This window comes from Gordonia sp. YY1, from assembly GCF_009872315.1.
In the GTDB taxonomy this organism is placed as follows: Bacteria; Actinomycetota; Actinomycetes; order Mycobacteriales; family Mycobacteriaceae; genus Gordonia; species Gordonia amicalis.
Window position 1 is genome coordinate 62181 of record NZ_WXYI01000019.1, and the last position, 26775, is coordinate 88955.

Consider the following 26775-nt stretch of genomic DNA (forward strand, 5'->3'; position numbering starts at 1 on the left):
GCTCAGCTGTCGGTCCGGCTGAGACGCATGGAACGCGGTCTCAATAGGAGGCAGGAGTGACCGAGTTGGCGGATTTCGGAGCGCAGATGACGCGCATCGCCGGCGAGATGCGTAAACAGAGTGACGACACCGAGACTGCGGTGCGTGCGATGACCAAGTATGCAGTCGATGCGATACCCGGCGCCGAATACGCGTCGGTCACGCTGGTGTCCGGGGGCGTGATCGAGACACCCGTCATCGTGGGCGACCTGGGCGGTGAAGCCGGCGATCTGCAGCGCCGGCTCGGCGAGGGTCCGTGCATCCGCGCCGCGATCGACGACGTGACCGTGTGGATCGACGACTTGCACACCGACGAGCGTTGGCCGCGGTTCGCCGCCGCTGCCGCCGACATCGGAATCCGCTCGATGGCGTGCTTCTTCCTCTACATGGACGGTGACGACTTCGGCGCGCTGAACCTGCACAGCACCCGACCTCATGCGTTCACGTCCGAAGCACGACTCCTCGGCGAGCTGTTCGCCGCTCACGCCGCCACCGCGTTCGGCGCCGTCCAGGAGAAGCAGCAGCTTCGAGCAGCACTCAGCTCGCGCGACATCATCGGTCAGGCCAAGGGCATGATCATGGAGCGCTACAAGCTCGACGCGAACGAGGCCTTCGCACTACTCGCCCGCCTGTCTCAGGACACCAACACCAAACTGGTCGACGTGGCGGCCCAGATCGTCGTGGCGGGTCCGGAGACCTCCTAGCGCAGTTCGTCTTCCGCCGGGAATCCCAGCACCGGGATGCCGCCGCGTTCCTGGAATCGCTCGAGACCCTTGCCGGCGAGGACGCGTGGTCCCGTCGCGGGCGTGAAGAACATCATGCCCTTCTCGAAGATCTGCGTGACGCCCGCGGCGTCGGGGGTCAGGGTCGGGAGTCCGATCGCCTGTCCCAGCGGTCCGGTGATCCCGCCCAGATCGGTCAGCTTGCCGTCCATCGCCGAGGTGGCGAGCTCGAGGAACTGTGACGTTCCGGGGACGATCTGCTCGACGAACTGGCCGAAGCTGCCGAAGTCGAGTCCCTGCGATGGCCCGGAAGGCCCGGTCGGCGGCTTGACGATGCGTGGCGTCGGCTGCCCCTGCACCGTGAACCAGGACGACTTCAGTTTCAGCTTGGTGCGCGCCTCTTCGCCGGTGACCTCGGCGGTCCCGCCGGAACCCACCGCGCGCACCTTGAGCGCGCGGCCGTGTTCGGCTCCGAGTCCGTTGGCCTCGACCACCTCGAAGCTCCGGAGAGCCCCGACGCCGAAGGCGGCGCCGATGCTGCCGGCCGACACGGTGGCGGTCCAACTGTGGTTGGGCGAGACCGTGTCGCCCTCGTCGGGCACGGCCGGGAACCGGCCGCCGGCCGAGAAGCCACCCGTCGAGGCGGAGAACTCGGTGAATGCAGGCTGACCGTTCTGCAACAGGATCTGGCCGGCGGTCGCGTCGGCCGCGACATTGGTCCGGCGGTCCTCGCCGGCCACGCCGCCGTAGACCTGGGAGTTCTGGGTGTCGTCGATCTTCTTGCCGCCGGCGATCGCGGCGAGCGCATAGGTCCGCGCGGCGACGGCCTGCGCCTGCAGAGCCGCGGCGCCTCCGGAGTCGGCCCAGGCGGGCAGACTCTCCCGCGGGATGACGCCCTTGACGTAGTCGTCGATGTGGATGCGGTTGACCACACGTCCACCTTCGAGGCCGAGTGCGCCCCGGTAAGCCTTCTCGGAACCACAGAACTTGAGGAACTCGGCCGCGGGCCGGTTCGGCAGCATGCTCAGCGGTTCGACGAACGATGCCGGAACGGAGCGGATCGTGTCACCGCCGCAGCCGCTGCGGATGGTGGCGGTGCCCCCGGACAGGCTGACCGCCTGTCCGGGAGCCACCGTCTGACCTCCGACGCGCATTCCGGCGTCCGCATGCACATTCACCGAGTTCTGACCCGTGAGGGTCACGTTGATCTCGGGCCTGTCCACCTTCCCCGCGGTGGTTCCACCGTAGAAGTGGCGCAGGATCTGCTGTGCCGACCAGCCCTTACGGGCGTAGCCGTACGCACCCCATTGCCCCATTCCGCGGCCGTGGCCATGACCATGTCCGATCAGCGTCACCGTCGACCCGACCGAGAGTTCGACCCCGGGGGTCGATTCCGTTGAACCCGCAGCCACGAGTCCACCGGCCAGCAGTGCGGGCGCGAGCCCGGCCGCCGCCCAGGTCAGCAACTTTCCGTGGGTCCGTGCGGGCCGGGAACCGGTCGCCGGCCTTCCCGGCAGGAGCCGTCTGGATCGGGCTTTGTTCACTGCAGAACACATCCTTCGGTCGCGACGACAACAGCCCCGGGAGTTCCAGCGAAACCGCAACTCCCGCACTTCCGTGACTGATGTGACGATTGGGACATAAGTGACACTAGTGAACCTCCTTCGCGTTCACCAAGCCGAGCTGATCACAACCGGATCACGGGTTGTGACCGCGATCGTGACCTCATGCATATCACCAGTAACACCAGCCTCAGAGGTAACAAGAATGTCACGAGTGCCCCGCCGTCGGCGTGTGTTGTGTCGCCGAGCTCCGATCCGCACCACGATGGCGGCCGACACCGAGCACGCCTCGACGCCGCCCGGCGCACGAGGCTGCGCACGTCGCACCGATGACCGGACACCCGGGCGAGGAGATCCCCTGTGCGCTACCCCCGACCGAAGCACTCGATCGCTCTCGCGGCCATCGCCGCGGCGGTCGTCGCGAGCCCGTTCGCGGTGATCGCGAGCAATGCCGGCCCACCGGCCGGTGACACCCGACTCGTGGACAACAAGCAGAAGATCGCGAACACCGAGATCGAGCAGGTGCCGCTGCGTGAACTGCCGGCCGCAATCGTCGACGTCGCGTCCTCGGGTCTCGGAGCCGCAGGCGTGAAGCTCCCGCCGATCGACCCCGACGCCTTCCCCGTGCCGGACCTCACGGTCCCGCTGCCCAAGGGACTCGTGCCCACCGCGGGCGAGTCGTCGGCACCGAGCGCTTCCGGGTCGAGGACACCGGAGGCGACGACCACCTCCCCCGACTCACCCTCACGGACGAAGACGAGGTCGGTCCCCGGCCCCGCCCCGACGAGCACCACCCCGCCAGCGGTCACGACCATGCGGGACGGGCGCGAGGTCGGCGCTGCGGTGACGCACATCGTGCGCGAGGACCCCATCAAGATGGTCGCCTTCACCTGGGACCGCCCCGTCGACGTCGACCTGAAGCTGCGTGCGCGGCAACCCGACGGGACCTGGAGCCCGTGGACGGTCCTGGAGCAGATCTCGAAGGGCGGTGTACCGACCGCGGACAAGCCGGCGGGCACCGAACCGGTGTGGGTCGGCGACGCGCGTGAGGTACAGGTCGCCGCGTCCAAGGACGGTCTCGCAATTCCGGCCGCCGAGACACAGGGCGGCGACCTGGCCCAGCTGGCCGTCGGCTCGGCGAGCGAAGTCGTGACGAAGCTGGCCGAGACCGCTCTCAACACTCTGAAGGCGACCCTGATCAGCCCGGAGGGTCTGCTGTCCCTGGGTTCGTCGCTGCTCTCCCCGCTGACCGGCGGACCGCAGGTGGTCGCGCGTCCCCAGTGGGGCGCCGACGAGGGCATCCGCTGCTCGCAGCCGGTGTACTCCCCGCAGCTGAAGGGCGCGATCGTGCACCACACCGCCGGCAGCAACGACTACACCCCGGCGCAGTCGATCGAGATCGTGCGCGGCATCTACGCGTATCACGCACAGAGCCTCAACTGGTGCGACATCGGCTACAACGTGCTCGTCGACAAGTACGGACAGATCTTCGAGGGTGCGTTCGGCGGACTGGACCGCAACGTGCAGGGCACTCACACCGGGGGGTTCAACAAGGACACGGTCGGCTTGTCGTTCATCGGCAATCTCGAGGAGGTACCGCCGACCGCCGCGGCGGTCGCCGCGGCCGGACGCTTCCTGCGCTGGCGCCTCGGCAAAGCCGGTCTCAACCCCGCCGGCACCGCGACCCTGATGTCAGAGGGATTCGCCGGCACCAAGTTCGCGGCCGGAACACAGTCCAGCCTGCCGATGATCTCCGGCCACCGCGACTACAACAGCACCAGCTGCCCCGGCGTGCACGGGTACGCGGCACTCGCCCAGGTCCGTGCGCTCGCCGGTGGTGCTGCCGCACCGGCACCGGAGTCGACGCCGCCCGCCGAACCGGGAGCACCCGATCAGGCACCCGCGCCCGCCCCCGATCAGGCACCCGCACCGGCCCCCGAACAGGCACCCGCACCCGCCCCCGAGGCGGCACCACCGGCAGCCTGACCAGCGCGAACCGAACGATTCAGGCGAACCAGCGTTCGAGGACCCTGGCGACGCCGTCGTCGTTGTTGCCGACGGTGACCTCGTCGGCGGCGTCGAGCGCGGCCTGGTGGCTGTGTCCCATGGCGACACCATGACTCGCCCAGCTGAGCATCTCGACGTCATTGGGCATGTCGCCGAAGGCGATCAGTCCGTTGTCCGGCAGACCGGTGGCCTCACAGAGGCGCGCGAGTCCGGACGCCTTGTGCGTACCGGGCACCGACAGTTCGACGAGGCCGTTGTCGGTGGAGAACGTGACCTGGGCGAGGTCGCCGACGAACGGCTGCAGCCGTTCGGCCATCTCGCCGCTCGGCATATCCGGTTTGCGTACGAGCAACTTCACCGCAGATTGGCTGAAGACCTCGTCGTCGCCGACCTCGACGTGGTCCGGGTTGAGCCAGGCGTGTTCGTAGCCGGCACTCGCGACGAACGGGGCCGTCGCGGCGTCGTGCGCGGATCGGCCGGCACGTTCGGCGGCGATCCCGCATCCCGGGATCTGCTGGTAGGCGATCTCCCCCAGCTTTCCCAGGACGTCTGGTTCGAGATTGGCCGACCACAGCACCCGGTCGTGCTCGGCGTCGTAGATGATGGCGCCGTTGGCGCACACCGCATATCGGACGAACGCATCTGTTCCGGCGAACTGGTCGGTGATCTCGGCGATCCACCGGGGCGGACGTCCGGTCGCCAGCACGAACTCGACACCGGCCGCGCGGGCCGCCGACAACACGGACACGGTCCGCGACGACACCCGGTTCTCGTCGTCGATGAGCGTTCCGTCCACGTCGCTGGCGATCAGGGTGGGTGGACCGAATGTCATCTGTTTCCTCTGTCTCGGGGTTGTGCGGTCTCGCGTTGTCGTCGGGCGGCCTTGCGGGCGCGGGCCTCGGCCTTGAGAAGCGCTTCGTCTGCTTCGATGACGGCGGCCTCCTGCGGCGTCGGGGCCGAGCCTCCGAGCCGTGACGGCACCCAGAACTCACCCGCCGGATGCGGGCCGTAGGCGTCCTGGACCTCGAGGAGCATGGAGTCCATCGTGTCGCGCAACCGCAACGTTTCGCGTTCGGGCTCCCCGGCGGCGTCGACGGTGAACGGCAAACCGTACCGAACGTGCACCGGTAGCCGGCTGCGACCCATGTTCCGCGCACCGCCCTTGGTCCACTGCCGGTGGGCGCCCCACACGATCGCCGGGACGACCGGGACGCCGGCCTCGGCGGCCATCCGCACCGCCCCGCTCTTGAACTCCTTGAGCTCGAAGCTGCGGCTGATCGTCGCCTCGGGGTAGACCGCGACGATGTGGCCGTCACGCAGGCGCCCGAGCGCCGCACGGTAGGCGTCGGCACCGCGGGATCGGTCCACCGGAACCGTCATCGTGTGGTTGACCAGGAATCGCATGATCGCGACGTCCATGACCTCGGACTTGATGAGGAACCGCGTGCGCCGGCCCGCACGCTGGACGCCGAGCGCGGCGGGGATGAAGTCGACGTACCCGGTGTGGTTGACGCACAGCACGGCACCGCCGGTCTCCGGGATGTTCTGGACCCCGGTGAAATGCAGGTCGAGACCCTGGGCGCGGACGAGCGTGTTCGCGATGATCTCCAGGGTCCGGTAGACCGGCTCCCGGTGTCGACGCGCCCCGCTGCTCATGCCTGCAAGGTTAACGGTCAGGGGTTGTCGCGCTGAGCGCGCTTCGCGGCCCGTTCGGCCTGTTCCTCGGCGTCCATGCGGTTGGCCTCCTCGAGGGTGGGCGCCGACCCGCCGAGGCGTGCGGGCACCCAGAACTCCCCCTTGGGGTGTTCGCCGTAGGCGTCCTGCAGTTCGAGCAGCTTGGCACTCATGACCTCGTGCAGCTTCGCGGTGAGGGCGTCGGGGTCTCCGGTGGGCTCGAGCGGTTCGCAGACCCCGATCGAGATCGGGTAACCGGTGCGGCCGAGCCTCTTCGGATGCCCCTTGGTCCACACGCGCTGGGCGCCCCAGATGACGGTCGGGATGATCGGTGCACCGGATTCGAGTGCCATCCGCGCGGCACCCGACTTGAACGCCTTGAGCTCGAAGCTGCGGCTGATCGTCGCCTCCGGGTAGACGCCGACCAGTTCGCCGCGCTTGAGATAGTCGACCGCCGCCCGGTAGCTGTCCGCACCCGCGGTCCGGTCGACGGGAATGTGCTTGAGCGAGCGCATGATCGGGCCGGAGATCTTGTTGTCGAAGACCTCCTTCTTCGCCATGAACCGCACCTTGCGACGACCCTGCAGGTGTGCCGGGATGCCGGCGTAGGTGAAGTCGAGGTAGCCGGTGTGGTTGATCGCGACGACGCCGGGCCCTTCGGCCGGGACGTGCTCGACGCCCGACACCTTGAACTTGAGACCTTCGGCGAGCCAGAGCAGGCGCGCGGTGGTGATCACGGCGTCGTAGACGGGTTCCATGCCGCAAAGCTTAGCGATCGCGCTCCCGGTACAGGTCAGGCGTCGGTCGCACCGATCCGGGTGACGGCGAACACCAGGTCGACGGCGGCGTCGGAGAGCTGTGCGGGCGTCAGGGCGAGCCGGCCGTCGATGTGGTCGAGGTAGAGGGCCACGAGGGCACCGGTGAGCGCCGAGGAGATCACCGCGACGCGTTCGGGGGCGAGCGAGTTCTCGTCGGCGACCATGCCCAGGACGGTTTCGACGAATCCGGGAACGGTGGCCGCGCGATGTGCGCGGAGGACGTCGTCGGCGAGCGGTTCGCGCAACAGGATGCGGGCCCGGCCCGGGTTGTCCTGGAAGAACTCGCGGAAGACCTCCAGCAGCGCGCGCACGCTCCCCCGGAGGTCGGCGGGCCGCTCGATGCCGGCGATCTGGGCGAGGAGCTGTTCGGTGACGCGGTCGTACACCGCGGTGACCAGCTGCTCGGTCGACTCGAAACTCTCGTAGAAGTACCGCGGACTCAGGTTGGCCTCGCGCACGACCGCCCGCATCGTCACGGCGCCGGTGCCACCGTTTCCCAGCAGGGTCTCGGCGACGGCCAGCATCTGCTCGCGCCGGTCGGTGGACCGGTCCTCGAGCGTCTGCCCGCGCCACCGCTTCCCCGAACTCATCTGAACATCGTCGCATCCCGCGGCGTGGTCTCCATTGACATCACCTGATTCAACATGAATCATGCGATTCATGTTCGATGAACAAGCATTCCAGGAAGCGCTGGCCCGACCACGCCTCGCCAAGCCCGCACCCGAATACCTCGACGCCAACCGCGGCGTCCCGATCCGGGCCATCTCCGAACAGGAGCTGCAGCGGTCGACCATCGAGTGGTTCGACGCCTTCGACAAGAAACTCGTCCACCTGAGCGACGTCCACGGCACCGACCTGTCATGGATCATGACGTGGGCCAAGAAGTACTGGTGGAGCTTCCTGGTACGCGACATGAGCGTGAACGACGAGCTCTACGCACCCGATCTCCGATACACCGACGTCACGACCTTCGGGCGCACGATCGTCGGCATCGACGACTTCGTGACCTACAACTTCGCCTTCTTCGACGCCATCCCCGACTGGCGCTACGACCCCCTCCCCGACCAGGTCTACGTCGACGTCCAGCCGGACGGAACCGTGCGCACGGTCATCCGGTACACCGGCAGCGGCCACTTCAGCGGCGGGTTGCGGATGTATCCCTACGACGAGTCGGCGCCGACCATCTACGGCGACGGACGGTTCATCCAGGCACCCGCGGTGGACCGGTACCACTTCAACGCCGACGGTCTGATGGAAGAGGGCGAGACGCTCTACGACTTCATCGACGCCGTCCAGCGTGCCGGGATCATGCCCCGCGACGACAGCAGGCTGGTCCGCTCCCTCTTCGCCGCGTCGAAGCTGCCGGTCCTCGCCCGCGGCGCCTGAACCGGCTCGGGAGGTGGTGAGACCCGTCACGCGGGCGCCTCGTCGGGACTCATGGCCCACGCCACGGGAAAAGGCGGCTCGATACCCTGGAGGCCTGAAGTGCTCGCCGCGGCAGCCCCGCGCACACCAGGAGAGGCCCCTACGTGCAGATCACCAGCATCGGTCATGCCGGTTTCCACATCCAGACCACCGCCGGATCGATCCTCTGCGACCCGTGGGTCAACCCGACCTACTTCGCCTCATGGGTGCCGTTCCCCGACAACTCCGAGCTCGACTGGAAGACGCTCGGCGACTGCGACTACCTCTACGTCTCTCATCTGCACCGCGACCACTTCGACGAGCGCAACCTACGCGAGAACGTCAACAAGGACGCGACCGTCCTGCTCCCCGACTACCCGGTGCCGGACCTGCGCCGTGAACTCGAGAAGCTCGGCTTCACCAAGTTCGTCGAGACCACCGACTCGGTGAAGACGACGGTGACGGGCGACAAGGGCTCGCTCGACGTGATGATCATCGCGCTGCGCGCCCCGGCCGACGGGCCGATCGGCGACAGCGGGTTGGTCGTCTCCGACGGCGAGACCGTCTGCTTCAACATGAACGACGCCCGCCCGATCGACCTCGACGTCATCGACGAGGCCTTCGGTCACGTCGACGTCCACCTGCTCCAGTACTCGGGCGCCATCTGGTACCCGATGGTCTACGACATCCCACGGAAGTCCAAGGCCAACTTCGCATCTCAGAAACGTCAGCGCGGAATGGACCGTGCACGTTCCTACATCGAGCAGGTCGGCGCGACCTGGGTCGTGCCGTCCGCCGGTCCGCCGATGTTCCTCGACGAAGAACTGTTCCATCTCAACGACTTCGGCTCGGGCGAAACCGCAGACGACACCTCGATCTTCCCGGACCAGGAGACCTTCCTGGAGCAGATGCGCATCCACGGCACCGACGACGGCGAGAAGCACCGCGGCCTGATGATGGTGTCGGGTTCGGTTGCCGACTTCAGCGGTTCGACGCTGAACGAGGTCACCCACCCCTATGCACCCGCCGACGTCTTCGGTGAGAACAAGAGGGCCTACCTCGAGCGGATGAAGGAGAAGTTCGCGCCGGTCATCGCCGCGGACAAGGCCACCTGGGCGCCGGCCGAGGGCGAGCCGCTGATCGGCGCACTGCGCGAGCTCTTCGAGCCGATCATGGCCCAGTCGGATCTCATCTGCGATGGCATCGGCTATCCCGTCGGGCTGGTGATGACCCCGGGCGGCGGTCCCGCGAACGACGCCACCGAGACCGTCGTGCTCGACTTCCCCAACCGCATCGTGCGGGAGCCGAAAGAGGGAGAAGGCAAGTACCGCTACGGCTTCCGCATCGCCACCGAACTCGTGCGCACCGTCCTCCGCGACAACGAGCCGGACTGGGTGAACACCATCTTCCTGTCCACGCGCTTCACCACGTGGCGCATCGGCGGCTACAACGAGTTCCTCTACACCTTCTTCAAGTGCCTGACCGACGAGCGCATCGCCTACGCCGACGGCTGGTTCGCCGAGGCCCACGACGACTCGGCGTCGATCGTCAAGGACGGCTGGGAGATTCAGCGTCGCTGCCCACACCTGAAGGCCGACCTCGGCAAGTTCGGTGTCATCGAGGGAGAGAAGCTCACCTGCAACCTCCACGGCTGGCAGTGGGACCTCACGTCGGGGCGATGCCTGACGTCGAAGGGTCACGAACTGCGCGCGGAGCGTCTGGGGAACTGAACCGTCCCGGACGGGACCGCGGGACATGTTTACCGATCGGACGTCGAGGCAACGCTGCACAGTGGTCGCACCGACGTACAGGCGGGAGTTCCATGACCCACAACGATCTGACGGTCACCATCGGCCGCGAGGAATTGGTCGTACGACAACGCTGGGAAACGGCGAGCATCGCCAACGACGCGCTCATCGCGATCTGGTTCGTCATCGGCAGCATCCTCTTCTTCTGGGAGGACACGACACTCGCGGCCACCTGGTTCTTCCTCGTCGGAAGCATCCAGTTCCTGGTGCGCCCGGTTATTCGTCTACGCAGGCGCATTCATTTGCGTCGGTTGCGGGGCGACCGCTACACCGACGACGCCGAGGACTATTGACGGTCGCCGATCGTTCGGCTCGATCAGCTCGCCACGATCTGCGGCGCGAGGATCTTGATCATGTGGTTGCTCCACCGGAGCTGACGCAGGGTGTCCGGGTGACAGTCGGACACCATCTCCAACAGATCGTGGTTTTTCAGCGCCTGCGCACTCTGTCCGAGCATGACCCAATCGATCGACACGCCGGCCGTCGTCTGATGGAGTCGGCGTAGGTCGACGAGGAGGAGCATCCCGGGTTCCGGTCGCCGACCGAGCAGGTCGCTGATCTTCTCCTGTGCGGAGCCCGTCCGCGCGGTGGTCCGCGGCTCCGGGTCCAGGTCGACGCCCAGCGCGGATGCCGCGTCGGAGATCCGCACGAGGTGTTCGCGCGACCAGCGCGCGAGGTCCTGGGCGACGTGATGGACCTCGTGATCGGCGGCGTGGCGGTGCGCGAGTGTGTCGAGGTCGACGGCCAATGCTCGTTCGGCCCGGTGCAGTTCGCGAAGTACGAGTCCGAGTTTCGTCATCGGCCATTCTCCTTGTCACGCGATACCCGCGTCAGCTTCGCCGCGCCGGTCTTGAAGATGGGCTGTTTGGACGCCGGGTCCCAGTCGGTCAGGGTCAATTCATTGGCGGCACGTTCGTGCGCGGTGTCCGCATCGGCGCCGGCATGGCCATCGATGTCCCAGTAGCCGTAATGGAACGGCACGAACAGAACGCCCGGACGAATGTCGGTGATGCGCACCGTGGCGGTGATCGCGCTTCGGGGGCTCGAGATCTCGACGAGATCTCCGTCGCCGATCTCGCGCTCGGCGGCATCGTGTACCGAGAGTTCCACCCACACGTCCGGCGCGGCGTCGTTGAGTTCGCTCGCACGTCCGGTCTTGGTGCGGGTGTGGAAGTGGTAGACGGTCCGCCCGGTGATCAGTGCGAACGGATAGTCGTCGCTCGGTTGTTCATGCGGTGGAATGTACTGAGCTGCTTTGATGATCGCGCGCGCATCGGGATTGAGCGCACGATACTCGGTGGGTTCGAGTGGCGTGCCGGTCACCAGGTCCTTGCCGTAGGCCTCGCAATAATCTGGTGCGCTCCAGAACTTTCCGTTCGCGTAGAGGCGCTCTGTCCCCTCGGGGGCGTCTTCGTTGCATGGCCACTGGACTCCGCTGCGCTCACGGAGCATCTCATACGACAGGCCGCTGTAGTCACACGGCCGCCCCGCACTGCACCGACGCCACGCGTCGAAAGCGCTTTCGGCATCTCCCCACTGGGGCAACGAGTTCCCGTCGCGGTCGCGGAAGTCCATCCGCCGGGAATAGTCGAGGAAGATGTCGAGATCGGCCCGGGCCTCGCCGGGCGGGTCGATCGCCTTCTCCGACAGATGCACCGTGCGATCGGCATTGGTGAACGTACCCGTCTTCTCGCCCCAGCCCGCGGCGGGCAACACGACGTCGGCGAGTTCGGTGGTCTCGTTGGCGAACATGTCCTGCGCCACTACGAACAGACGCTCCTGTGCCAGGATTGATCGCACCCGCGGCAGTTCCGGCAGGGAGACAGCAGGATTGGTCGCCGATATCCACAGCATGCGGACGGTTCCCTGTTCGGCGTAACGGAAGATCTGCATCGCGTGAGTGGGCGGGCCGTAGTGCGGGATCTGGTTCTTGTCGATGTTCCACAGCTCCGCCAGCTCGGCGATGTGATCGTCGTTCGACCAGTTGCGAAAGCCTGCGAGATCTCCGTCGGCCCCGCATTCGCGCGTGTTCTCCGCTGTCGGTTGCCCGTTCATCTGCAGCAGACCACACCCCGGGCGTCCGAGCATCCCGCGGATGAGGTGCAGGTTGTTGACCTGGACCGAGGCCGCGGTTGCCTGATGTGACTGGTAGAAGCCTTGCAGCACCGTCGACATGAGCCTCTCGGCGGTCCCGAGAACGCGAGCCGCGTGCCGAAGGTCGTCGGCCGGGATCCCACAGATGTCGGCGACGACCTCCGGCGTGTACTGCTCGACCCGCTGCCGGAGTTCGTCGAAACCCACTGTGTGCGAATCGATGTAGTCCTCATCGATCCACCCGTTGGTGATGATCTCGCGGAGCAGCCCGTTCATCAGCGCGACATTGGTGCCGGGCAGCGGCGCCAGGTGGACGGCGGCGTGCCGCGCGACCGGTGTCGGACGAGGGTCCACACAGACGATTCGAGGCGGGTTCGGGCCGGCAAGGCGGTCGAGGATGCGCATCCAGGTGACCGTCTGGGTCTCCGCGATGTTGTGTCCGAACAGGGCGATGACGTCGGCGTGATCGATGTCGGCGTAGCTGCCCGGCTGGCCGTCGCTGGCGAAGGATTCCTTCAGGGCTTCCGCCGCGGTCGCCGTGCACAACCGGGTGTTGCCGTCGAGGTGGTTGGTCCCGATCGCGCCGTGGGCGATCACACCGAGCGTGTAGTACTCCTCGAGGAAGAGCTGTCCGGAGGTGTAGAAGCCGATGGACGACGGCCCCCGCTCCGCCAGCAATTCACGGGAACGGCTCACGATCCGTTCCATCGCCGCGTCCCACGAACATTCGACCAGGACGCCGTTCTCCCGGATGCGCGGTCGGGTCAACCGGTCGCGGGACGAATTCGCCTGCCACCCGTACAGGTCCTTGATGTCGACGCGTCCGTGGTTCACGCGGTCGTCGGCCCGGCCGCGAACACCGACGATGCGGTCGTCGGCCACCGCGATGTCGAGGCCGTCACCATTGGAGTGCAGCACCGACGCCGTTCGAACCCACCGGTCGACGGTCTCCGTGGAGACCCCGTCGGCGAGGTGCTCGTCGACCCGGGTGGGCCAGTCCTCGCCAGGACCGTAGGGGGTCCGCGGCCCCCAGGGATCACTGATTCTGCTGGTTACCTCGTCGCTGGTCACGTCTTGACGGGTACCCAACGGCGGCGGTTTCATTCCGATGGACGCCGGGTACGCGATTTCCATCTGCAATCGACAGGAAGAAGTCCAGTGACCACCGTGACCGAGATACTCGAGTCCCATCCTGTACGCGACGACATCGACAATGCTGCGCTCGCGGCCTGCATCGAGGCATGTGCGGAGTGCACGCAGGCCTGCACCTCATGTGCGGACGCATGTCTCGGCGAGAGTGGCGTCGACCAGCTCGTCGAGTGCATCCGATCGGATCTGGACTGCGCCGACCTGTGTTCGATCACCGAACGGGTGCTCCTCCGACGCACCGATGCCAACGTCGCGGTGGTGCGGGAGACGTTGGAAGCGTGCGCAACCGCATGCCGTGTCTGTGCCGAGGAATGTGACCGGCACGCGGACATGCACCAGCACTGCAGGATCTGCGCGGACGCGTGCCGGCGCTGCGAGGAGGCCTGCCGGACGCTGCTCGAGGTGCTCGGCTAGCACGACCCTGCGCTCGGCCCAGGATGCTTCGGCACAACCGCCGAAGTCGAACCCGACAATGAGGAGAGAAGATCATGGCTCAGTACCGCGTGGTGGATTCCGACGAAACAGTCATCGAGGAAAAGGGTTTCGATGACGCAACCAGTGCCTACGACTGGTTCAAGACCGTCGCCGCGCCCGATGACAGCCTCGGCACCGTCATGCAGGTCCACGACAACGGCGAGTGGAAGAACTTCGAGGTGTCCGACGGCGGCACCAACAAGAATCCGTCCGCGGACGCCTAACGTCCGGCCAAACGGCCGTTCAAGAAGGTCAGGGCCTCGACACTCCACGGGATGAATGCCGCCGTGTGCGTCTGCCCGCGGTATTCGGTGAAGGTCGTCGGCACACCTCGACTGCGGTAGCTCTCGGCGAGACCGGCGACGTCGGCGGCGATCATCACACCGTCGCCGATGCCGTCGGAATTGCCGACGCCGAGCATCATCGGAACCCGCGGGGTGCCGAGTGTTCCCATCACGTTCTCCGAGATCGCCTGCCGCACACCGGGTACGTCGAGCACGCCACCCACCGATGGTTTGAGGAGTTGGTGGTCGGTGAGTCCCGGATATTCGTCGGCGAACTGTTCGATGCACTCCCCCGCGACCTGGCGCAGGATTCGCTCGCCCTTCGGGGACAGATAGCTCGCGAGGTCGATGTCGTAGGTCTCGGCATAGACCGCCATCAAAGCGGGGATGACTCCCGTCCATTCGGGTTTGCCGTTGACGTAGCCGAGGTTGTGTGCGGGATCCACCGGAATCCCGCCCGCCGCCGCGCCGACGATGTTGAGTTCCGGCGAATAGGTGGGCGCCAGTTCGGCGCCGAAGCCGGTGGGTACCGACCCGCCCGAGTATCCGTACAAGGCGATCGGGGTGCGGGCTGGTGCACGGAGCTGCCTGAGCGCGGCACGGAGCCCGTCCAGGGCGGCATAGCCGGATTCCCTCGCGATCGTCCATCGCAACCCGCGACCCTCATAGTCGGGGACCGCGACCGTGTAGCCGGCCGCCATCAGTCCGGTGATCAGGGCCAGATCGATGGGCCGCTCGGACATGTTGCCGCCCCGCAGCGTGTACGACGGATCGCACTGCGCGCCCAACGCGTCGTAGAAGGAGTGGTACGACACCATCCGACGCGGCGCGCCCGGGCCTACGACGGGCGGTGAGATCACCGTGGTCACCGTCGAAGTCGGATGACCGGAGTTGTTGGTACTCCGGTACAGGATCTGAGTCGCGGTGATCGGCACATCAGTTCCGCGCCATCCCAATCCGACCTGACGCGTGCGCAGGATGGCGCCCGGGGCACGCTTCTCGTAGTCGCGTGGAGGCTCGTAGAACGGGTCTTGCGTCGGCAGCAGCGCCGGTGCCGCGACGGGCGCCGGGAGCGGGGTCGGCGACGCCGTAGGCGTGAGAACACACAGGGAGGCCGCGACCCCGATCACGGCGATCAGCGTGGTGAGGGGTCGCGAGATCTGGCGCATGAGCAGTGATCATGCCCGGTTTGCCTCGCTCGCGGTGGGATCCGAGCAAGGTGGGCACGGATTGCTCGCGAGACGGTTTTCAAGCCACGGGGGCGTTCTCTCCTGCCCGCTCCACCTCTTCCACCACCGGCGACATCGCCACCACGACCGCGCCGACGACTGCGGCGATGAAGGCGATCACCGCGACCGGTCCCCAGCCGGCACGGACGGTGTCGTCGAGGACCACGATGCCGACCACACCCGGCACCACCGTCTCGCCGACCACCAGGGAGGCCGACGCCGCGCTCACCGCACCCTTCTGCAGGGCCACGGTGAACATGTAGAAACCACCTGGACCGCTGAGGATGATCGCGTACAGTGCCGGGTCGGTGAAGAGTTCGCCGAGGTCGAAGGGGTCGAGACCGTCGAGCACTCGGACCGCGACTGCGAGCACGCCGAACAGGACGCCGCCGGAGAGACCCGCCAGCACCGCGACCCGGCTCTGCATTCGCGGCAGGATCGCGGCGCCGAGCCCGAGGATGACGACGGCCGCGACGAGAACCGCCCAGTGCAGCCACCATTCGTGTTTGCGTCCCTCGTCACCGGCAGCGAACCCGAGCAGGACGAGCGCCACCACGACGACACCGATCGCGGTCCAATCACGCTGGGACAGTCGCGCTTTCAACACAATGGTGGCCAGCACCACCGTCACGACGAGGTTGGCGCTGACGATCGGCTGCGCAAGGAACAGCGGGATCATCCGCGCGGCCACGAGGTTGCCGAGGAAGCCGATGCCGTCCAACGCCATTCCCGCGATGAACGCCACGGTCAGCATGGCGGCGATGGTCGACCGCAGGGACGGCGCCTCACCCGGCCCGGCACCGGTGTCGTCGACGCTCTGCGCGCCTCGGGCCTGCAGCACCGACGCCGTGCCGTAGGCCAGCGCGGCGAACACCGCGGCGAGAATACCGATCAGCATGATCGAACAGTAGTCACCGCGGCGTCGCGCGACCAGACGTAGACTTTGACCGATGCCGATGTCCAGCCCCCGGCCGCTGTGGCCGGCCGTTTCCCGCAGATCCGCGAGGTGCGGGCGAGGTCGCCGCGGCACGACCGGCGAAAGACGGGGACACGATAGATGGGTCTGTTCCACATCCCGCTGCAGATAACCCACTTCGCGATCGGCGCCGCCGCACTGATCAGCGGTGAGGCCGCGGTCGGGACCACGCGCGGCGTCGCGGGCCTGGCGCGCACGGCCGCAGGTTTGGTCGCCGAATCCTTCGCTGGTCCCCCGGTGCGTCGAAGCAGTTCGCACGGCGACAACCGGTGGATCGAGGTGCGGGGTCTCGATGGCTCCGCAGCCCACACGATCGGCACCACCATCGTGGCCGATCTGCTGAACACGCCCGGCGTCCGGGACGCGGTCCTGAACGAAGCCCTGTCCCGGGTCGTGGTGACGGTCGAGTCGAACGGACCGACCGTCGAGGAACTCGTCGAGGTCGTCGAACAGGCCGAGAGTCGGGTTGCCGCATCCCCGGACGCCCCCCGGCGACCGTCGGCGAGCCTGCCCGGCGACGACACTGCCCTTGCTGCGCGACTGCTGAGCGCCTACGCGGCCGGGACGGGGCTGATCCTCGCAACCGGGGCGGCCGCCTTGCGGGTCACCGGGGTCACGTCTGCGTTGGCCGCACCGGTGTCGATGGCGCAGAACTCCCCCTCGATCCGACGCCGCGTCGAAGCGCGCCTCGGACCCGACGCCGCGCAGGTGTTCTTCTCCGCTCTCAGCGCCGGCATGAGTGTGCTGACCGTGTCGCCCGGCGCGCTGCTTGCCGACAGTGCCGTGCAGGCGTTGCTCGTGGCCGAGACGATCAACGCCCGACGCAACTGGGAGCGTTTCGAGCCCGAGTTGACCCGGCAGGCGTGCAAGTCCGCGGGGCTCGTGGGTGTCAGCCCGAGAGCGGCCCACCGGTCGGTCGGTGCCGCCGATTCCTACGCCGACCGCTCGACTCTCGCGGGGATCGGAGCCGCCGCGATCTCCGGCATCGCCTCCGGGAAGACCGCGACCGCCGGTTCGGCGGCACTCGCCCTGGTCCCCAAACCCGTCCGCAGCATCCGGGAGTCGTTCGGCGTCGCCCTCGGTCGCGGCCTGATGCTCCACCACCGCACCGTGGTGATGCGCCCGGATGCGCTGCGCTCCCTCGAGGCGGTCACCACGGTCCTCATCGATCCGCGCGTGCTGTTCACCGACGAGCTCACGGTGACGCGCATCGAAGGGGTGCCGCCGGAGGTGCGCTCTACGGCATGGTCGGCGGCCCGGGAGGCCCTGCACGAGGGCTTGCTCGCGCCCGGATGGCACAAGCTGTCGGACATTCCCGGCGCAGGTGGTGACGGCGAGGCCCTCATCAGCGCCCTGCGCGACCCGTTCGCGTCGGCGGTGGTCACCGAGTCGCGGCGCGTCGGGATACGCGTGATCTCGCTCGACCACGACGGCCTGCGCTCCCTCGGTCAGGGGTTCGATGACCTGTTGCCCACCGACGACGGGATCGACCGGGAGCTGGCGAGGGCGCTCACACAATTGCACGCCGACGGCCGGCAGGTGCTCCTCGTCACCGGTTCGACCGAATCGGCAACGCTGCCTGCGGAGGTGGTTGTCGGTGTGTGGCAGGACAATTCGATCCCGCCGTGGGGTGCGGATCTACTGGTGCCGGACCTGCGCGCCGTGTGGCGAATCCTGCACGCCGTCCCCGCAGCCAAGAAGTCGGCGACCAAGGGCATCGAACTGTCGGCGAGCGCGTCGGTGATCGGTGCCGTCATGCTGTTGCCCGAGGTCGTCGGCAACGGTCCGACCTCGGTGAACATGACCGCGGTGGGCGCGCTGTGGTCGGGGTACCGCCTCGCCGACGGTGTCTTCGATGACCCACTCCCGCACCCCGAGCCGGGTCACGACTGGCACGCGCTCCCCGTCGAGGAAGTGCGTGCGCTGCTGCCCCGACCGGAGCCGCGGACGACGAAGACCGCCGGCACCGACGAGCGCCGCTTCCCCGGGTTCCTGGCCCCGGTGACCGGCCCGCTGGCAGCCACGTGGCGCATCGTCGGAGAGTACTTCGAAGCCTTCCGGGAGGATCTCGACGAACCGATCACCCCCATTCTGGCCACCGGCGCCCTGGCCACCGCGCTGCTGGGATCCCCGTTCGACGCCGTCCTCGTCGCGAGTGTGCTGCTGGTGAACACGGCGACCTCCACCCAACAATCCCTGCACGCCGAGAAGGTCCTCGGCGGTCTGCTGGCCGCTCAGGAACCGCTGGCCCATCGCGTGACCGGAGCCACAGACGACGCCGACGTCGAGCGGGTGCCGGCCGGGGACCTGCAGCCCGGCGACCTCATCAGGGTGGGTCCGGGCAAGGTCATCCCGGCCGACGCGCGGATCATCGTCGCCGATGGGGCCGAGGTGGACGAGTCGGCGCTCACCGGCGAATCACTACCCGTCAGCAAGGCCACCGATCCGACGCCGGGTGCGCCGCTGGCCGACCGGACCGGCATGTTGCACGCCGGGACGACCATGGTCGCCGGTCGCGCCGTGGCCGTGGTCACCACGGTCGGCGCCGGCACCCAGATGAACCGGGCGTCGGCGATGACCGCCCGAAAGGCCCGCAAGGTCGGTCTCCAGGCCCAGCTCGCGCACATCACCGGGAGGGCACTGCCGTGGAGCATCGCCGGCGGCGTCGCCGTCGGCGTGTTGAGCCTGCTGCGGGGAACCCCGCTGCGCCAGTCCGCGGGCACGGGCGTAGCGATCGCGGCGGCCGCGGTCCCTGAAGGCCTGCCCCTGGTCGTGACGCTCGCCCAGCTCGCCACTGCGAGACAACTGACCAGCGACGACGTGCTGGTCCGCAATCCCCGCGCCGTGGAAGCCTTTGCGCGGTTGGACATCGTCTGCTTCGACAAGACCGGCACCCTCTCGGAGAACCACCTGAGGGTCGTCGCGCACCGTGGCGTGAGCGGTGTCGCCGACGACGACGTGCTGGCCGCGGCGGCCCGGACCGTCAAGGCCACCGTCGGGAAGGTGGAGCACGCCACGGACGAGGCGATACACGTCGCCGCTCAGGAACGTGGGATGACACTGGACGACGCCGACGCGCACCTGCCGTTCCAGTCGGATCGCCCCTACGCGGCCGCTCTGGTCGGTACGACGCTGTCCATCAAGGGCGCTCCCGAGATCCTCAGCGCTCGTCTGACCGTGGTGGACGACGGACTCGATGAACTCATCGAGGAGATGGCCGCATCGGGCCTACGGGTGCTGGCGGTGGCCGGGCGTGAGCTGACGTCGGAGCAGGCCGCCGCCGCTCGCGACGACCAGTCGGCGCTGGAGGCGTTGTGCGACCGGGACCTGATCCCGGTCGGAGCGATCGGGGATCGCCGACACGCCGCGCCCCAGCGCACGCCCACTGCTCGCAGAGCTCCGCCGGCGCGGCATCGGCGTCCGGCTGATCACCGGGGATCACCCGCTCACCGCCGCGGTGGCTGCGCGAGATCTCGGCCTGCCGGTGACGCTCGACGACGTGATGACCGGGCCGGTGTGGGATTCGCTCACCGCAGATGCACGTATCGACGCCGTGCAGCGTTTCCAGGTCTTCGCGCGCATGGCCCCCGAGCACAAGGTGCAGGTGGTGGAAGCGCTGGAGGCCGCCGACCTGGTGAGTGCGATGGTCGGCGACGGCGCCAACGACGCCGCGGCCATCCGTGCCGCGACCGTGGGCGTCGGCCTGATCGCAACCGGCAGTGACCCGGCGAGCACGGCGGCGGACGTGCTGCTGCTCGACGGCCAGATCGGTGCGCTCATCACTGCGATCGACGAAGGGCACCAGCTGTGGCGTCGCGTGCACGCCGCGGTGTCGATGCTGGTCGGCCACAATCTCGGCGAGGTCACCTTCTCCCTCATCACCAGCGCGGTGACCGGACGTCCGGCGATGTCCGCGCGTCAGATCCTGCTTGTCAACATGCTCACCGACGCCTTCCCGGCCGCGGCCCTGGCCGTGAGCCCCCAGGTGGCCGGCGGTCTGGCCGACTTCGACGAAGCCGCGCTGTGGCGAGCGACCTACACGCACTGCGTTTCGACGGTCACAGGTGCCACCCTGGCCTGGCTTCTGGCTCGCCCGATCGGGACGCAGAGGCGCGCGGCGACAGTGGGATTGGCCGGTCTGGTGCTGACACAGGTCGCCGAGATCGTCTCCGAATCGCACGGGCCGCTGGTCGTCGCCACCAGCATCGGAACCTTCGCGGTGCTGGTCGGAGTGATCAGCACCCCGGGTGTGAGCCAGTTGTTCGGATGTAGACCGCTGGGGCCGATCGGATGGGGTCAGGCAGCGGTGGGCGCCGGCGCCGCGATGGCGGTGTCCAGGGTTGCACCGACCGTGACCGTGAAGCTCGGCGAGTGGTACCGAGGGACGTTCGGGTCAGCGGCCGCCGAAGGCGGCGTCGATGAGCAGGGTTCAGGCGTCGATGACGAGGACACCGGCACGCACCAGCAGGGCATAGAGCCCGCGGATGGGCGGGGTCAGAACCCGGACACCGGTCGAGATGAGGCTGTCGGTGTCAAACGACCGGGCGATCTCAGTCATGTAGGGAAGCCTAACCGAAGAGCCCTTGGGCAAGCAATGGAGCACAGCCGATTGGAGTCGGAAATGTTGACATCGGTGAAGTCCTTCGTGGATTCCCATCGCGACGTGTCAAAGCTCGTCGAAGAAGCCGAAAGCTTCTCGATTCAGCTTCCGGTGGTCGGACGGGTGGGTGTTCCGCCGCCGGAGAAGCTCGCCTTCTATGGCGCACTCGGCCTGCTCGCCGCCGTCGAGATCATCGACTGGCCGGTCGCCGTTGCCCTCGGCATCGGCCACGCGGTCACCACCGGTCAGCTCGAGCATCGTGCAGAAAAGGCAGAGCACCATGTGCGCGAAGTCGTCGACGAGGCTGTCGAGGAAGCTTTCGAAGAGGCGACCGAGCAGCATGCGCTGCCTGCCGCGCCGGCTGCCACCGCGAAAGCGCCGGCCAGGAAAGCGGCCCCGCGGAAGAGCGCCCCCAAGAAGACAGGGACCACCAAGACGGCAACCAGGGCGGGGGCCTCCAAGGCACCGGCGAAGAAGACGGCCGCCAAGAAAACGGCTGCCAGAAAAACAACCGCCAAGAAGACGCCGACCAAGAAGGGTGCACCGAAGAAGCCGTCGAACGGCTGACGGCCGGACCGGACGTGCGGCGTCAGTCGTCGATGACGAGGACGCCTGCTCGCAAGAGCAAAGCGTAGAACCCGCGAACAGGCGGGGTGAGCAGCCGAACCCCGGACGCCACCAGGGCGTCGGGTCCGAGCGACCGAGCGATCTCACTCATGAAGGTCAGGCTAATTGCGCCGTGCCCGACCAGACAATGGCAGACGGGCGAACGTCAGCTGAACACTTCACGTCCCGAACAATGCTGCCGGCGCGTCGCCCGCAGCTCCACTGCCACGATTCCGTCAGTCCCGGTGCTCCACCCGCGGCGGATGCCCGTATCCCCGCGGCGCGTTCGTGGCGTCGGCCGTTTCGACCGCCGTCACCGCTCCCGACGACGCGAGTACCACTCCCCCGCCGACGGCGGCGACGAAGGCGACGATCGCGGCCGGGCCCCAACCCGCGCGCGTGACGTCGCCGAGGAAGGCGATGCCGACCGCACCCGGCAGCACCGTCTGGCCGACGACGAGCGCCGCGGCGGCGCCGTTCACCGAGCCGGTCTGTAGCGCCACGGTGAACAGGTAGAAGCCGCCGATCCCGCTGAGCAGCAACCCGTACAGGGCGGGGTCGGTGAACAGCACGGTGAGGTCGAGGGGGTCGAGGCCGTCGAGGATTCGGGACGCCACCGCCATCACGCCGAACACCGCACCGGCGATGAGTCCGGTGACCGTGGCGATGTGGGTCTTCAAGCGCCGCATCACGATCAGACCGATCAGGAAGAGCGCCGGACCGGAGACGAGGACCGCCCAATGCATCCACGCGGTGTGCTCCACACCCTCGCGACCGGCCGACGCCGCGAGCAGGATCAGCGACGCCACGACGACCGCACCGGCGATCCAGTCACGCAGCGTCAGGCCGACTTTCAGCACCACCATGGCGAGGAGCGCAGTGGCGACCAGGCGCGCCGAGATGATCGTCTGCGACAGGAACAGCGGGATCAGCCGGGCGGACGCGATCGTCGCGATGAACCCGATGATGTCGAAGACGAATCCGATCAGGAACGGGACCGTGAGCATCGTCAGCGCGGTGGACTTCAACGACGGGTGCGCCGCCGCGGACCGTCGACGTTCCTCCCGGATGGCGGCGCGCTGCGCGACCTGTTCGGCGCCGAGCGCCTGGAGAACCGCGGCCGCGGCGAACGCCAGCGCACCGATCACCGCGATGACGATTCCGCTGGTCACGGCGCAGGCTCAGATCAGCGAGGGGTGAGGACGTCGGTACCGACGTATTTCGCGAGCTCGGCGGGCAGCTTCACCGAACCATCGGGCTGCTGGTGGTTCTCCAGGATGGCCACCAGCCAGCGCGTGGTGGCCAGCGTGCCGTTGAGCGTCGCCGCGATCTGCGGCTTCCCGTTCTCGTCGCGGTAGCGAATCGAGAGACGGCGGGCCTGGAAGGTGGTGCAGTTCGACGTCGAGGTGAGTTCCCGGTAGGTGTTCTGCGTGGGAACCCATGCCTCACAGTCGAACTTGCGCGACGCCGACGACCCGAGGTCGCCACCGGCGACATCGATGACGCGGTACGGCACGTCGATCGCGGCCAGCATGTCCTTCTCCCAGCCCAGCAGCCGCCGGTGCTCGGCCTCGGCGTCCTCGGGCTTGCAGTAGATGAAGCCCTCGACCTTGTCGAACTGGTGCACGCGGATGATTCCGCGGGTGTCCTTGCCGTAGCTGCCGGCCTCCCGGCGGAAGCACGTCGACCAGCCGGCGTACCGCTTCGGGCCGTCGGACAGGTCGAGGATCTCGTCCATGTGGTAGCCGGCGAGCGGCACCTCCGAGGTCCCGACGAGGTACAGGTCGTCGTCCTTGTCGAGGTGGTAGACCTCGTCGGCGTGCGAGCCGAGGAAGCCGGTCCCCTCCATGACCTCGGGACGCACCAGAACGGGCGGGACCATAAGCGTGAAGCCGTTGGCCGCCGCCTTCTGCGCGGCCATGTTGAGCAGGCCCAACTGCAGGAAGGCGCCCTGCCCGGTGAGGAAGTAGAACCGCGAGCCCGACACCTTGGCGCCGCGCTCCATGTCGAGCAGGCCGAGTGACTCGCCCAGTTCGAGGTGATCCTTCGGGTTCTCGATCTCGCGGGGTTTACCCACGTGCTCGAGGACCACGTAATCGTCCTCGCCGCCGGCGGGTGCCTCCGGGGCGACGATGTTGGAGATCGCACGATGGGCCTCGGCGGCGGCCTCGTCGGCCGCGGACTGGCGCGCAACCGCGGCCTTCACCTGCTCGGCGAGCTCCTTGCCCTTGGCGAGCAGCGCCTGCTTCTCGTCGCCCTGCGCCTTGCCGACCTGTTTGCCGAGAGCCTTCTGCTCGGATCGCAACGTGTCGGCGTCGACGATGGCCGCACGACGGGCCGCATCGGCATCGAGCAGAGCATCCACCAGGCCGGGGTCCTCGCCGCGCGTGCGCTGCGAAGTACGGACCAGATCCGGGTCGTCACGAACAATCTTCAGGTCGATCACGCCTTCAAACCCTACTTGAGCGTGCGATGCGAATCCGATCACGCTATCGACGAGACGCCCGCCGGGGCCGGGCCGTCAGCTCCAGAGCGCCCGCAGATCGTCCCGGCCGAACATCGCGGCGGCATCGGCCGCCGAGGGGGTGCCGGCCTGTGGATCGGCCCCGGCGTCGACGAGCACCCGGACCACGTCGTCGAATCCCTTGAACACCGCCCCGGCCAGTGGGGTCTGTCCCCGGTCGTTGGCGAGGTCGGGATCGGCGCCGCGGGACAGCAGAGCCGAGACCGCCGACGCATGCCCGTGATAGGCCGCGAGCATGAGCAGCGAGTCGCCGGACTGTTTGCGCAGGTTCACCGGTACGCCGGCGTCGACGTAGCCGCCCAGCGTGGCAGCGTCGCCGGAACGGGCCATGTCGAACAGCCGGGTGGCCAGTTCGACGACCTCCGGGTCGGGTGACGGACCCGGGCCGGGCGCGGACTGAGGGGAATCGGCGGACACTCCCGCGAGTGTAGGCAGCGTCCGTCGCGTGACCCCCGTCCCCGCATCGGCTGATGCGGGTGCGCCTGGTCGGATCGACCAGGCATGATGGATCCCGATGAACGAGCCCGACCCTGGCCGCGACAAGCCCGGCCCCGACGCCCGCGACCTCACCGACGACGACTTCACCGCCGTCGACCCGGTCGAACGGCACGACGAGCCGGTCGCCGGACGACCCGCCCGACGCGCCCCGCGCAACCCCGTCTTCGTGGTTCTCGCCGCGATCGTCGTCGGCGCACTCGCCGCGGGCGGTATCGCCTTCGCGATGGGTGTCTTCGACGACTCCGGCAGCGTCGGCGGCAGCGACATCGGTGAGGGCGAACGACTCGTCCAGAACGCTTTCACCCGGTCGGTCGCCGGGGACTGCCTCGATTGGCCGGCGGGGAACCCCGGTCAGCCGACAGCGGTCGACTGTGCACAGAAGCACCGCTTCGAGGTGGCCGGCGGCATCGACACCTCCCTCATCCCCGGCGTCGAGTTCGGTGAGGACGCACTGTGGCCGGGACCCGAGCGCTTCGCCGCCATCCGCGACGAACAGTGCCCGGTCGCCGTCGATCAGTACCTCGAGGGTCGGCTGGATCCGCAGGGACGCTTCTCGGTCGGCATGATGTACCCGTCGCAGGCCCAGTGGGACAAGGGCGCCCGCCAGTTGCGATGCGGAATCCAGGAGAACGGCGCCGACGGTCAGCCCGCGCAGTTCTCCGGGCGCGTCGCCGACCAGAACCAGTCCTACGTTTGGCCCGAGGGAACCTGCATCGGCATCGACCCCGAGAACCGCACCCCCACCGGTTTCCCGGTGAACTGCGCCGAACCGCACGCCTTCCAGACGACCGGCATCGTCGACCTCGCGATCCGCTTCGGCGACCGGATGTCGAACAAGCCGTGGCCGGCGACCGGCGCCCAGAACAACTACCTCTCGTCGATCTGCCCGAAGCAGGCGGAACGTTTCGTCGGCGGCGCGCCCGCCCTCGACGCGACCACGCTGAACGTGCAGTGGTCGGTCCTCAGCGAGCCGAGCTGGCTGGCCGGGAGCCGCAAAGTGGTCTGCTACCTCGGTCTCCCCGACAAGCGGGGCGGATTCGCGACCCTCGTCGGCGACGCCAAGGGCGGCGCACTGCTGATCAACGGGAAGGCGCCCGTCCCGCCGCCCGCGGCCCCGCCCGGCCGCGCGCTGCCCACGCCGGTGCCGCTTCCCCCGGGCATCGCGCCGAACCCCGACGAAGCCCCCGCCCCGGCGGGCTGACGCATGGCCGTTCCCATGTCCGACGACGAGTTCGACGGGCTGGTCTCCGACGCACTGGACACCATCCCGTCGGAGCTCACCGGCGCGATGAACAACGTGGTGATCCTCGTCGAGCCGCACAACCCGGAGGAACCCGGCATCCTCGGGCTCTACCAGGGCGTCGCGCTGACCCTGCGCGATCACGAATACGGCGGGTTCCTGCCGGACACGATCACCATCTACCGGGACCCGATCCTGGCGATGTGCAGCTCCCGCGACGAGGTGGTGCGCGAGGTCGCGGTCACCGTCATGCACGAGATCGCCCACCACTTCGGCATCGACGACGCCTGGCTGCACGCCAACGGGTGGGGCTAGGGACCCACCGAATCCCGGCCCACACCGCATGTTTCATCTCCCGCGGAATGCGGAATACCGAGGCACCGATGTCCAGCCCACATCCAGGAGTCCCGCATGTCCACTGATGCCATCGTCATCTTGAAAGACGACCACAAGGAGATCCGCAAGCTGTTCCGCGACTTCAAGTCCCAGGGTCCGAACGCCACCAAGACCAAGGGCAAGATCGTCGACCAGATCATCGAGGCCCTGACCGTGCACACCTACATCGAGAACGAATGCATGTACCCCGAGATCCGTAAGCGTGTCCCCGATCTCGAGGACGACATCCTGGAGTCCTACGAGGAGCACCACGTCGCCGACGTGCTCGTCGTCGAGCTGGCCGCGTTGAAACCGGACTCCGAGCGGTTCGACGCCAAGACCACCGTGCTCATCGAGAACGTGGAACACCACATCGAAGAGGAAGAGGACGAGTGGTTCCCCAAGGTGCGGGAGGCGCTCGGGCGCAAGGACCTTCAGGAGATCGGCGAAGAGATGTTGCGTCTCAAGGAGAAGGCCCCGCGTCGTCCGTCGCAGCCGTCGGCACTGAAGAAGACGGTCGACGCGATCCTCAAGTAGGGAGCAGGGCTAGCTGTACTGACCCGCCAGGTTGGGTACGCGGTCGGCGGGTGAGTCGCCTCTGAGTGCGGTGTGGCCGCGTTCGTGATTGTAGATGCGCAGGAACTCGTCGAAGGCGGCCACGCGTTCGGTCTCGCTGTTGTAGGGGCGGGCGT

24 protein-coding genes and 2 pseudogenes are annotated in these 26775 nt (G+C 67.9%); 12 read left to right on the forward strand and 14 right to left on the reverse strand.

Annotation, left to right across the window (positions count from 1 at the left end; genetic code table 11):
- The first annotated feature begins 56 nt into the window (after positions 1–56).
- Positions 57–743 (forward strand): GAF and ANTAR domain-containing protein, encoded by a 687-nt coding sequence (locus tag BPODLACK_RS19885; RefSeq protein ID WP_006437677.1) that lies wholly within the window; start codon positions 57–59, stop codon positions 741–743.
- Here BPODLACK_RS19885 and BPODLACK_RS19890 read toward each other — a convergent pair.
- Complete coding sequence (locus tag BPODLACK_RS19890) at positions 740–2227, reverse strand: SpoIID/LytB domain-containing protein (protein WP_174324751.1); 1488 nt, start codon at positions 2225–2227, stop codon at positions 740–742. The genes BPODLACK_RS19885 and BPODLACK_RS19890 overlap by 4 nt on opposite strands.
- A gap of 456 nt (positions 2228–2683) precedes the next feature.
- Between BPODLACK_RS19890 and BPODLACK_RS19895 the strand changes: the two genes are divergently transcribed.
- The gene (locus tag BPODLACK_RS19895; protein ID WP_006437679.1) at positions 2684–4309 is read left to right on the forward strand and encodes a peptidoglycan recognition protein family protein; all 1626 of its coding nucleotides are present in this window, start codon (positions 2684–2686) and stop codon (positions 4307–4309) included.
- Positions 4310–4328: 19 nt separating this feature from the next.
- Here BPODLACK_RS19895 and BPODLACK_RS19900 read toward each other — a convergent pair whose 3' ends face one another.
- The 4 genes from BPODLACK_RS19900 to BPODLACK_RS19915 are packed head-to-tail and all read right to left on the reverse strand — an operon-like array spanning position 4329 to position 7412.
- Complete coding sequence (locus BPODLACK_RS19900) at positions 4329–5162, reverse strand: Cof-type HAD-IIB family hydrolase (protein WP_006437680.1); 834 nt, start codon at positions 5160–5162, stop codon at positions 4329–4331.
- A complete protein-coding gene (locus tag BPODLACK_RS19905) occupies positions 5159–5986 on the reverse strand; it encodes a lysophospholipid acyltransferase family protein (protein WP_024498805.1) in 828 nt (275 codons plus the stop codon). Before BPODLACK_RS19905 ends, BPODLACK_RS19900 begins: the two co-directional genes overlap by 4 nt.
- Before the next feature lie 17 nt (positions 5987–6003).
- On the reverse strand, positions 6004–6762 hold the full coding sequence (locus BPODLACK_RS19910) for a lysophospholipid acyltransferase family protein (protein ID WP_006437682.1): 759 nt from the start codon (positions 6760–6762) through the stop codon (positions 6004–6006).
- Positions 6763–6797: 35 nt separating this feature from the next.
- Positions 6798–7412 carry a TetR/AcrR family transcriptional regulator gene (locus tag BPODLACK_RS19915; protein ID WP_006437683.1) on the reverse strand — a complete coding sequence of 205 codons (615 nt, stop codon included), beginning with the start codon at positions 7410–7412 and terminating at the stop codon, positions 6798–6800.
- A gap of 70 nt (positions 7413–7482) precedes the next feature.
- Between BPODLACK_RS19915 and BPODLACK_RS19920 the strand changes: the two genes are divergently transcribed.
- The 3 genes from BPODLACK_RS19920 (at position 7483) to BPODLACK_RS19930 (ending at position 10327) form a co-directional block, all read left to right on the forward strand.
- Positions 7483–8208: a nuclear transport factor 2 family protein gene (locus BPODLACK_RS19920; RefSeq protein ID WP_040004927.1), complete on the forward strand. Its 726-nt coding sequence runs from the start codon at positions 7483–7485 to the stop codon at positions 8206–8208.
- 143 nt (positions 8209–8351) lie between these two features.
- A complete protein-coding gene (locus tag BPODLACK_RS19925) occupies positions 8352–9956 on the forward strand; it encodes a Rieske 2Fe-2S domain-containing protein (protein WP_159406045.1) in 1605 nt (534 codons plus the stop codon).
- A gap of 92 nt (positions 9957–10048) precedes the next feature.
- Entirely contained in the window at positions 10049–10327 is a 279-nt protein-coding gene (locus BPODLACK_RS19930; RefSeq protein WP_024498809.1) for a YrhK family protein, read from the forward strand.
- Positions 10328–10350: 23 nt separating this feature from the next.
- Here BPODLACK_RS19930 and BPODLACK_RS19935 read toward each other — a convergent pair whose 3' ends face one another.
- Positions 10351–10833 carry a hypothetical protein gene (locus BPODLACK_RS19935; protein WP_024498810.1) on the reverse strand — a complete coding sequence of 161 codons (483 nt, stop codon included), beginning with the start codon at positions 10831–10833 and terminating at the stop codon, positions 10351–10353.
- Positions 10830–13232: a molybdopterin oxidoreductase family protein gene (locus BPODLACK_RS19940; protein WP_051349619.1), complete on the reverse strand. Its 2403-nt coding sequence runs from the start codon at positions 13230–13232 to the stop codon at positions 10830–10832. The genes BPODLACK_RS19935 and BPODLACK_RS19940 overlap by 4 nt, the downstream gene beginning before the upstream one ends.
- A 54-nt stretch (positions 13233–13286) precedes the next feature.
- On the opposite strand from BPODLACK_RS19940, the gene BPODLACK_RS19945 reads away from it, so the two are divergent.
- Positions 13287–13691, forward strand: a complete 405-nt coding sequence (locus tag BPODLACK_RS19945) for a four-helix bundle copper-binding protein (RefSeq protein ID WP_024498812.1) — start codon at positions 13287–13289, stop codon at positions 13689–13691.
- A gap of 74 nt (positions 13692–13765) precedes the next feature.
- Complete coding sequence (locus BPODLACK_RS19950; protein ID WP_006437687.1) at positions 13766–13975, forward strand: hypothetical protein; 210 nt, start codon at positions 13766–13768, stop codon at positions 13973–13975.
- On the opposite strand, the gene BPODLACK_RS19955 is transcribed toward BPODLACK_RS19950, so the two are convergent.
- Both BPODLACK_RS19955 and BPODLACK_RS19960 read right to left on the reverse strand, forming a co-directional pair.
- Positions 13972–15204, reverse strand: a complete 1233-nt coding sequence (locus BPODLACK_RS19955; protein ID WP_006437688.1) for a lipase family protein — start codon at positions 15202–15204, stop codon at positions 13972–13974. The genes BPODLACK_RS19950 and BPODLACK_RS19955 overlap by 4 nt on opposite strands.
- Positions 15205–15283: 79 nt before the next feature.
- Entirely contained in the window at positions 15284–16162 is an 879-nt protein-coding gene (locus BPODLACK_RS19960; RefSeq protein ID WP_006437689.1) for a DMT family transporter, read from the reverse strand.
- Between the two features lie 1878 nt (positions 16163–18040).
- On the opposite strand from BPODLACK_RS19960, the pseudogene BPODLACK_RS23645 reads away from it, so the two are divergent.
- Together BPODLACK_RS23645 and BPODLACK_RS23650 are read left to right on the forward strand one after the other, a co-directional pair.
- Positions 18041–19438 (forward strand): annotated as a pseudogene (locus BPODLACK_RS23645) (HAD-IC family P-type ATPase); the annotation flags it as partial.
- A gap of 214 nt (positions 19439–19652) precedes the next feature.
- Complete coding sequence (locus tag BPODLACK_RS23650; protein WP_236577729.1) at positions 19653–21407, forward strand: cation-translocating P-type ATPase; 1755 nt, start codon at positions 19653–19655, stop codon at positions 21405–21407.
- Positions 21408–21429: 22 nt separating this feature from the next.
- On the opposite strand, the gene BPODLACK_RS23795 is transcribed toward BPODLACK_RS23650, so the two are convergent.
- From BPODLACK_RS23795 to BPODLACK_RS19980, 4 genes are all read right to left on the reverse strand, one after another.
- Positions 21430–21558 carry an Rv1535 domain-containing protein gene (locus tag BPODLACK_RS23795; RefSeq protein WP_243828617.1) on the reverse strand — a complete coding sequence of 43 codons (129 nt, stop codon included), beginning with the start codon at positions 21556–21558 and terminating at the stop codon, positions 21430–21432.
- A gap of 124 nt (positions 21559–21682) precedes the next feature.
- On the reverse strand, positions 21683–22618 hold the full coding sequence (locus tag BPODLACK_RS19970) for a hypothetical protein (protein ID WP_006437691.1): 936 nt from the start codon (positions 22616–22618) through the stop codon (positions 21683–21685).
- 14 nt (positions 22619–22632) lie between these two features.
- Positions 22633–23892, reverse strand: a complete 1260-nt coding sequence (gene serS / locus BPODLACK_RS19975) for a serine--tRNA ligase (RefSeq protein ID WP_159406046.1) — start codon at positions 23890–23892, stop codon at positions 22633–22635.
- Positions 23893–23967: 75 nt separating this feature from the next.
- On the reverse strand, positions 23968–24387 hold the full coding sequence (locus tag BPODLACK_RS19980) for an ankyrin repeat domain-containing protein (RefSeq protein WP_006437693.1): 420 nt from the start codon (positions 24385–24387) through the stop codon (positions 23968–23970).
- A gap of 97 nt (positions 24388–24484) precedes the next feature.
- Here BPODLACK_RS19980 and BPODLACK_RS19985 point away from each other — a divergent pair, with 97 nt between their 5' ends.
- The 3 genes from BPODLACK_RS19985 (at position 24485) to BPODLACK_RS19995 (ending at position 26620) form a co-directional block, all read left to right on the forward strand.
- A complete protein-coding gene (locus BPODLACK_RS19985) occupies positions 24485–25669 on the forward strand; it encodes a septum formation family protein (protein WP_006437694.1) in 1185 nt (394 codons plus the stop codon).
- Positions 25670–25672: 3 nt separating this feature from the next.
- Entirely contained in the window at positions 25673–26023 is a 351-nt protein-coding gene (locus BPODLACK_RS19990) for a metallopeptidase family protein (protein WP_006437695.1), read from the forward strand.
- A gap of 96 nt (positions 26024–26119) precedes the next feature.
- Positions 26120–26620 carry a hemerythrin domain-containing protein gene (locus BPODLACK_RS19995; protein WP_006437696.1) on the forward strand — a complete coding sequence of 167 codons (501 nt, stop codon included), beginning with the start codon at positions 26120–26122 and terminating at the stop codon, positions 26618–26620.
- Between the two features lie 9 nt (positions 26621–26629).
- Here the strand turns inward: BPODLACK_RS19995 and BPODLACK_RS20000 are convergent.
- Positions 26630–26775: pseudogene (locus BPODLACK_RS20000) on the reverse strand (IS481 family transposase); the annotation flags it as partial.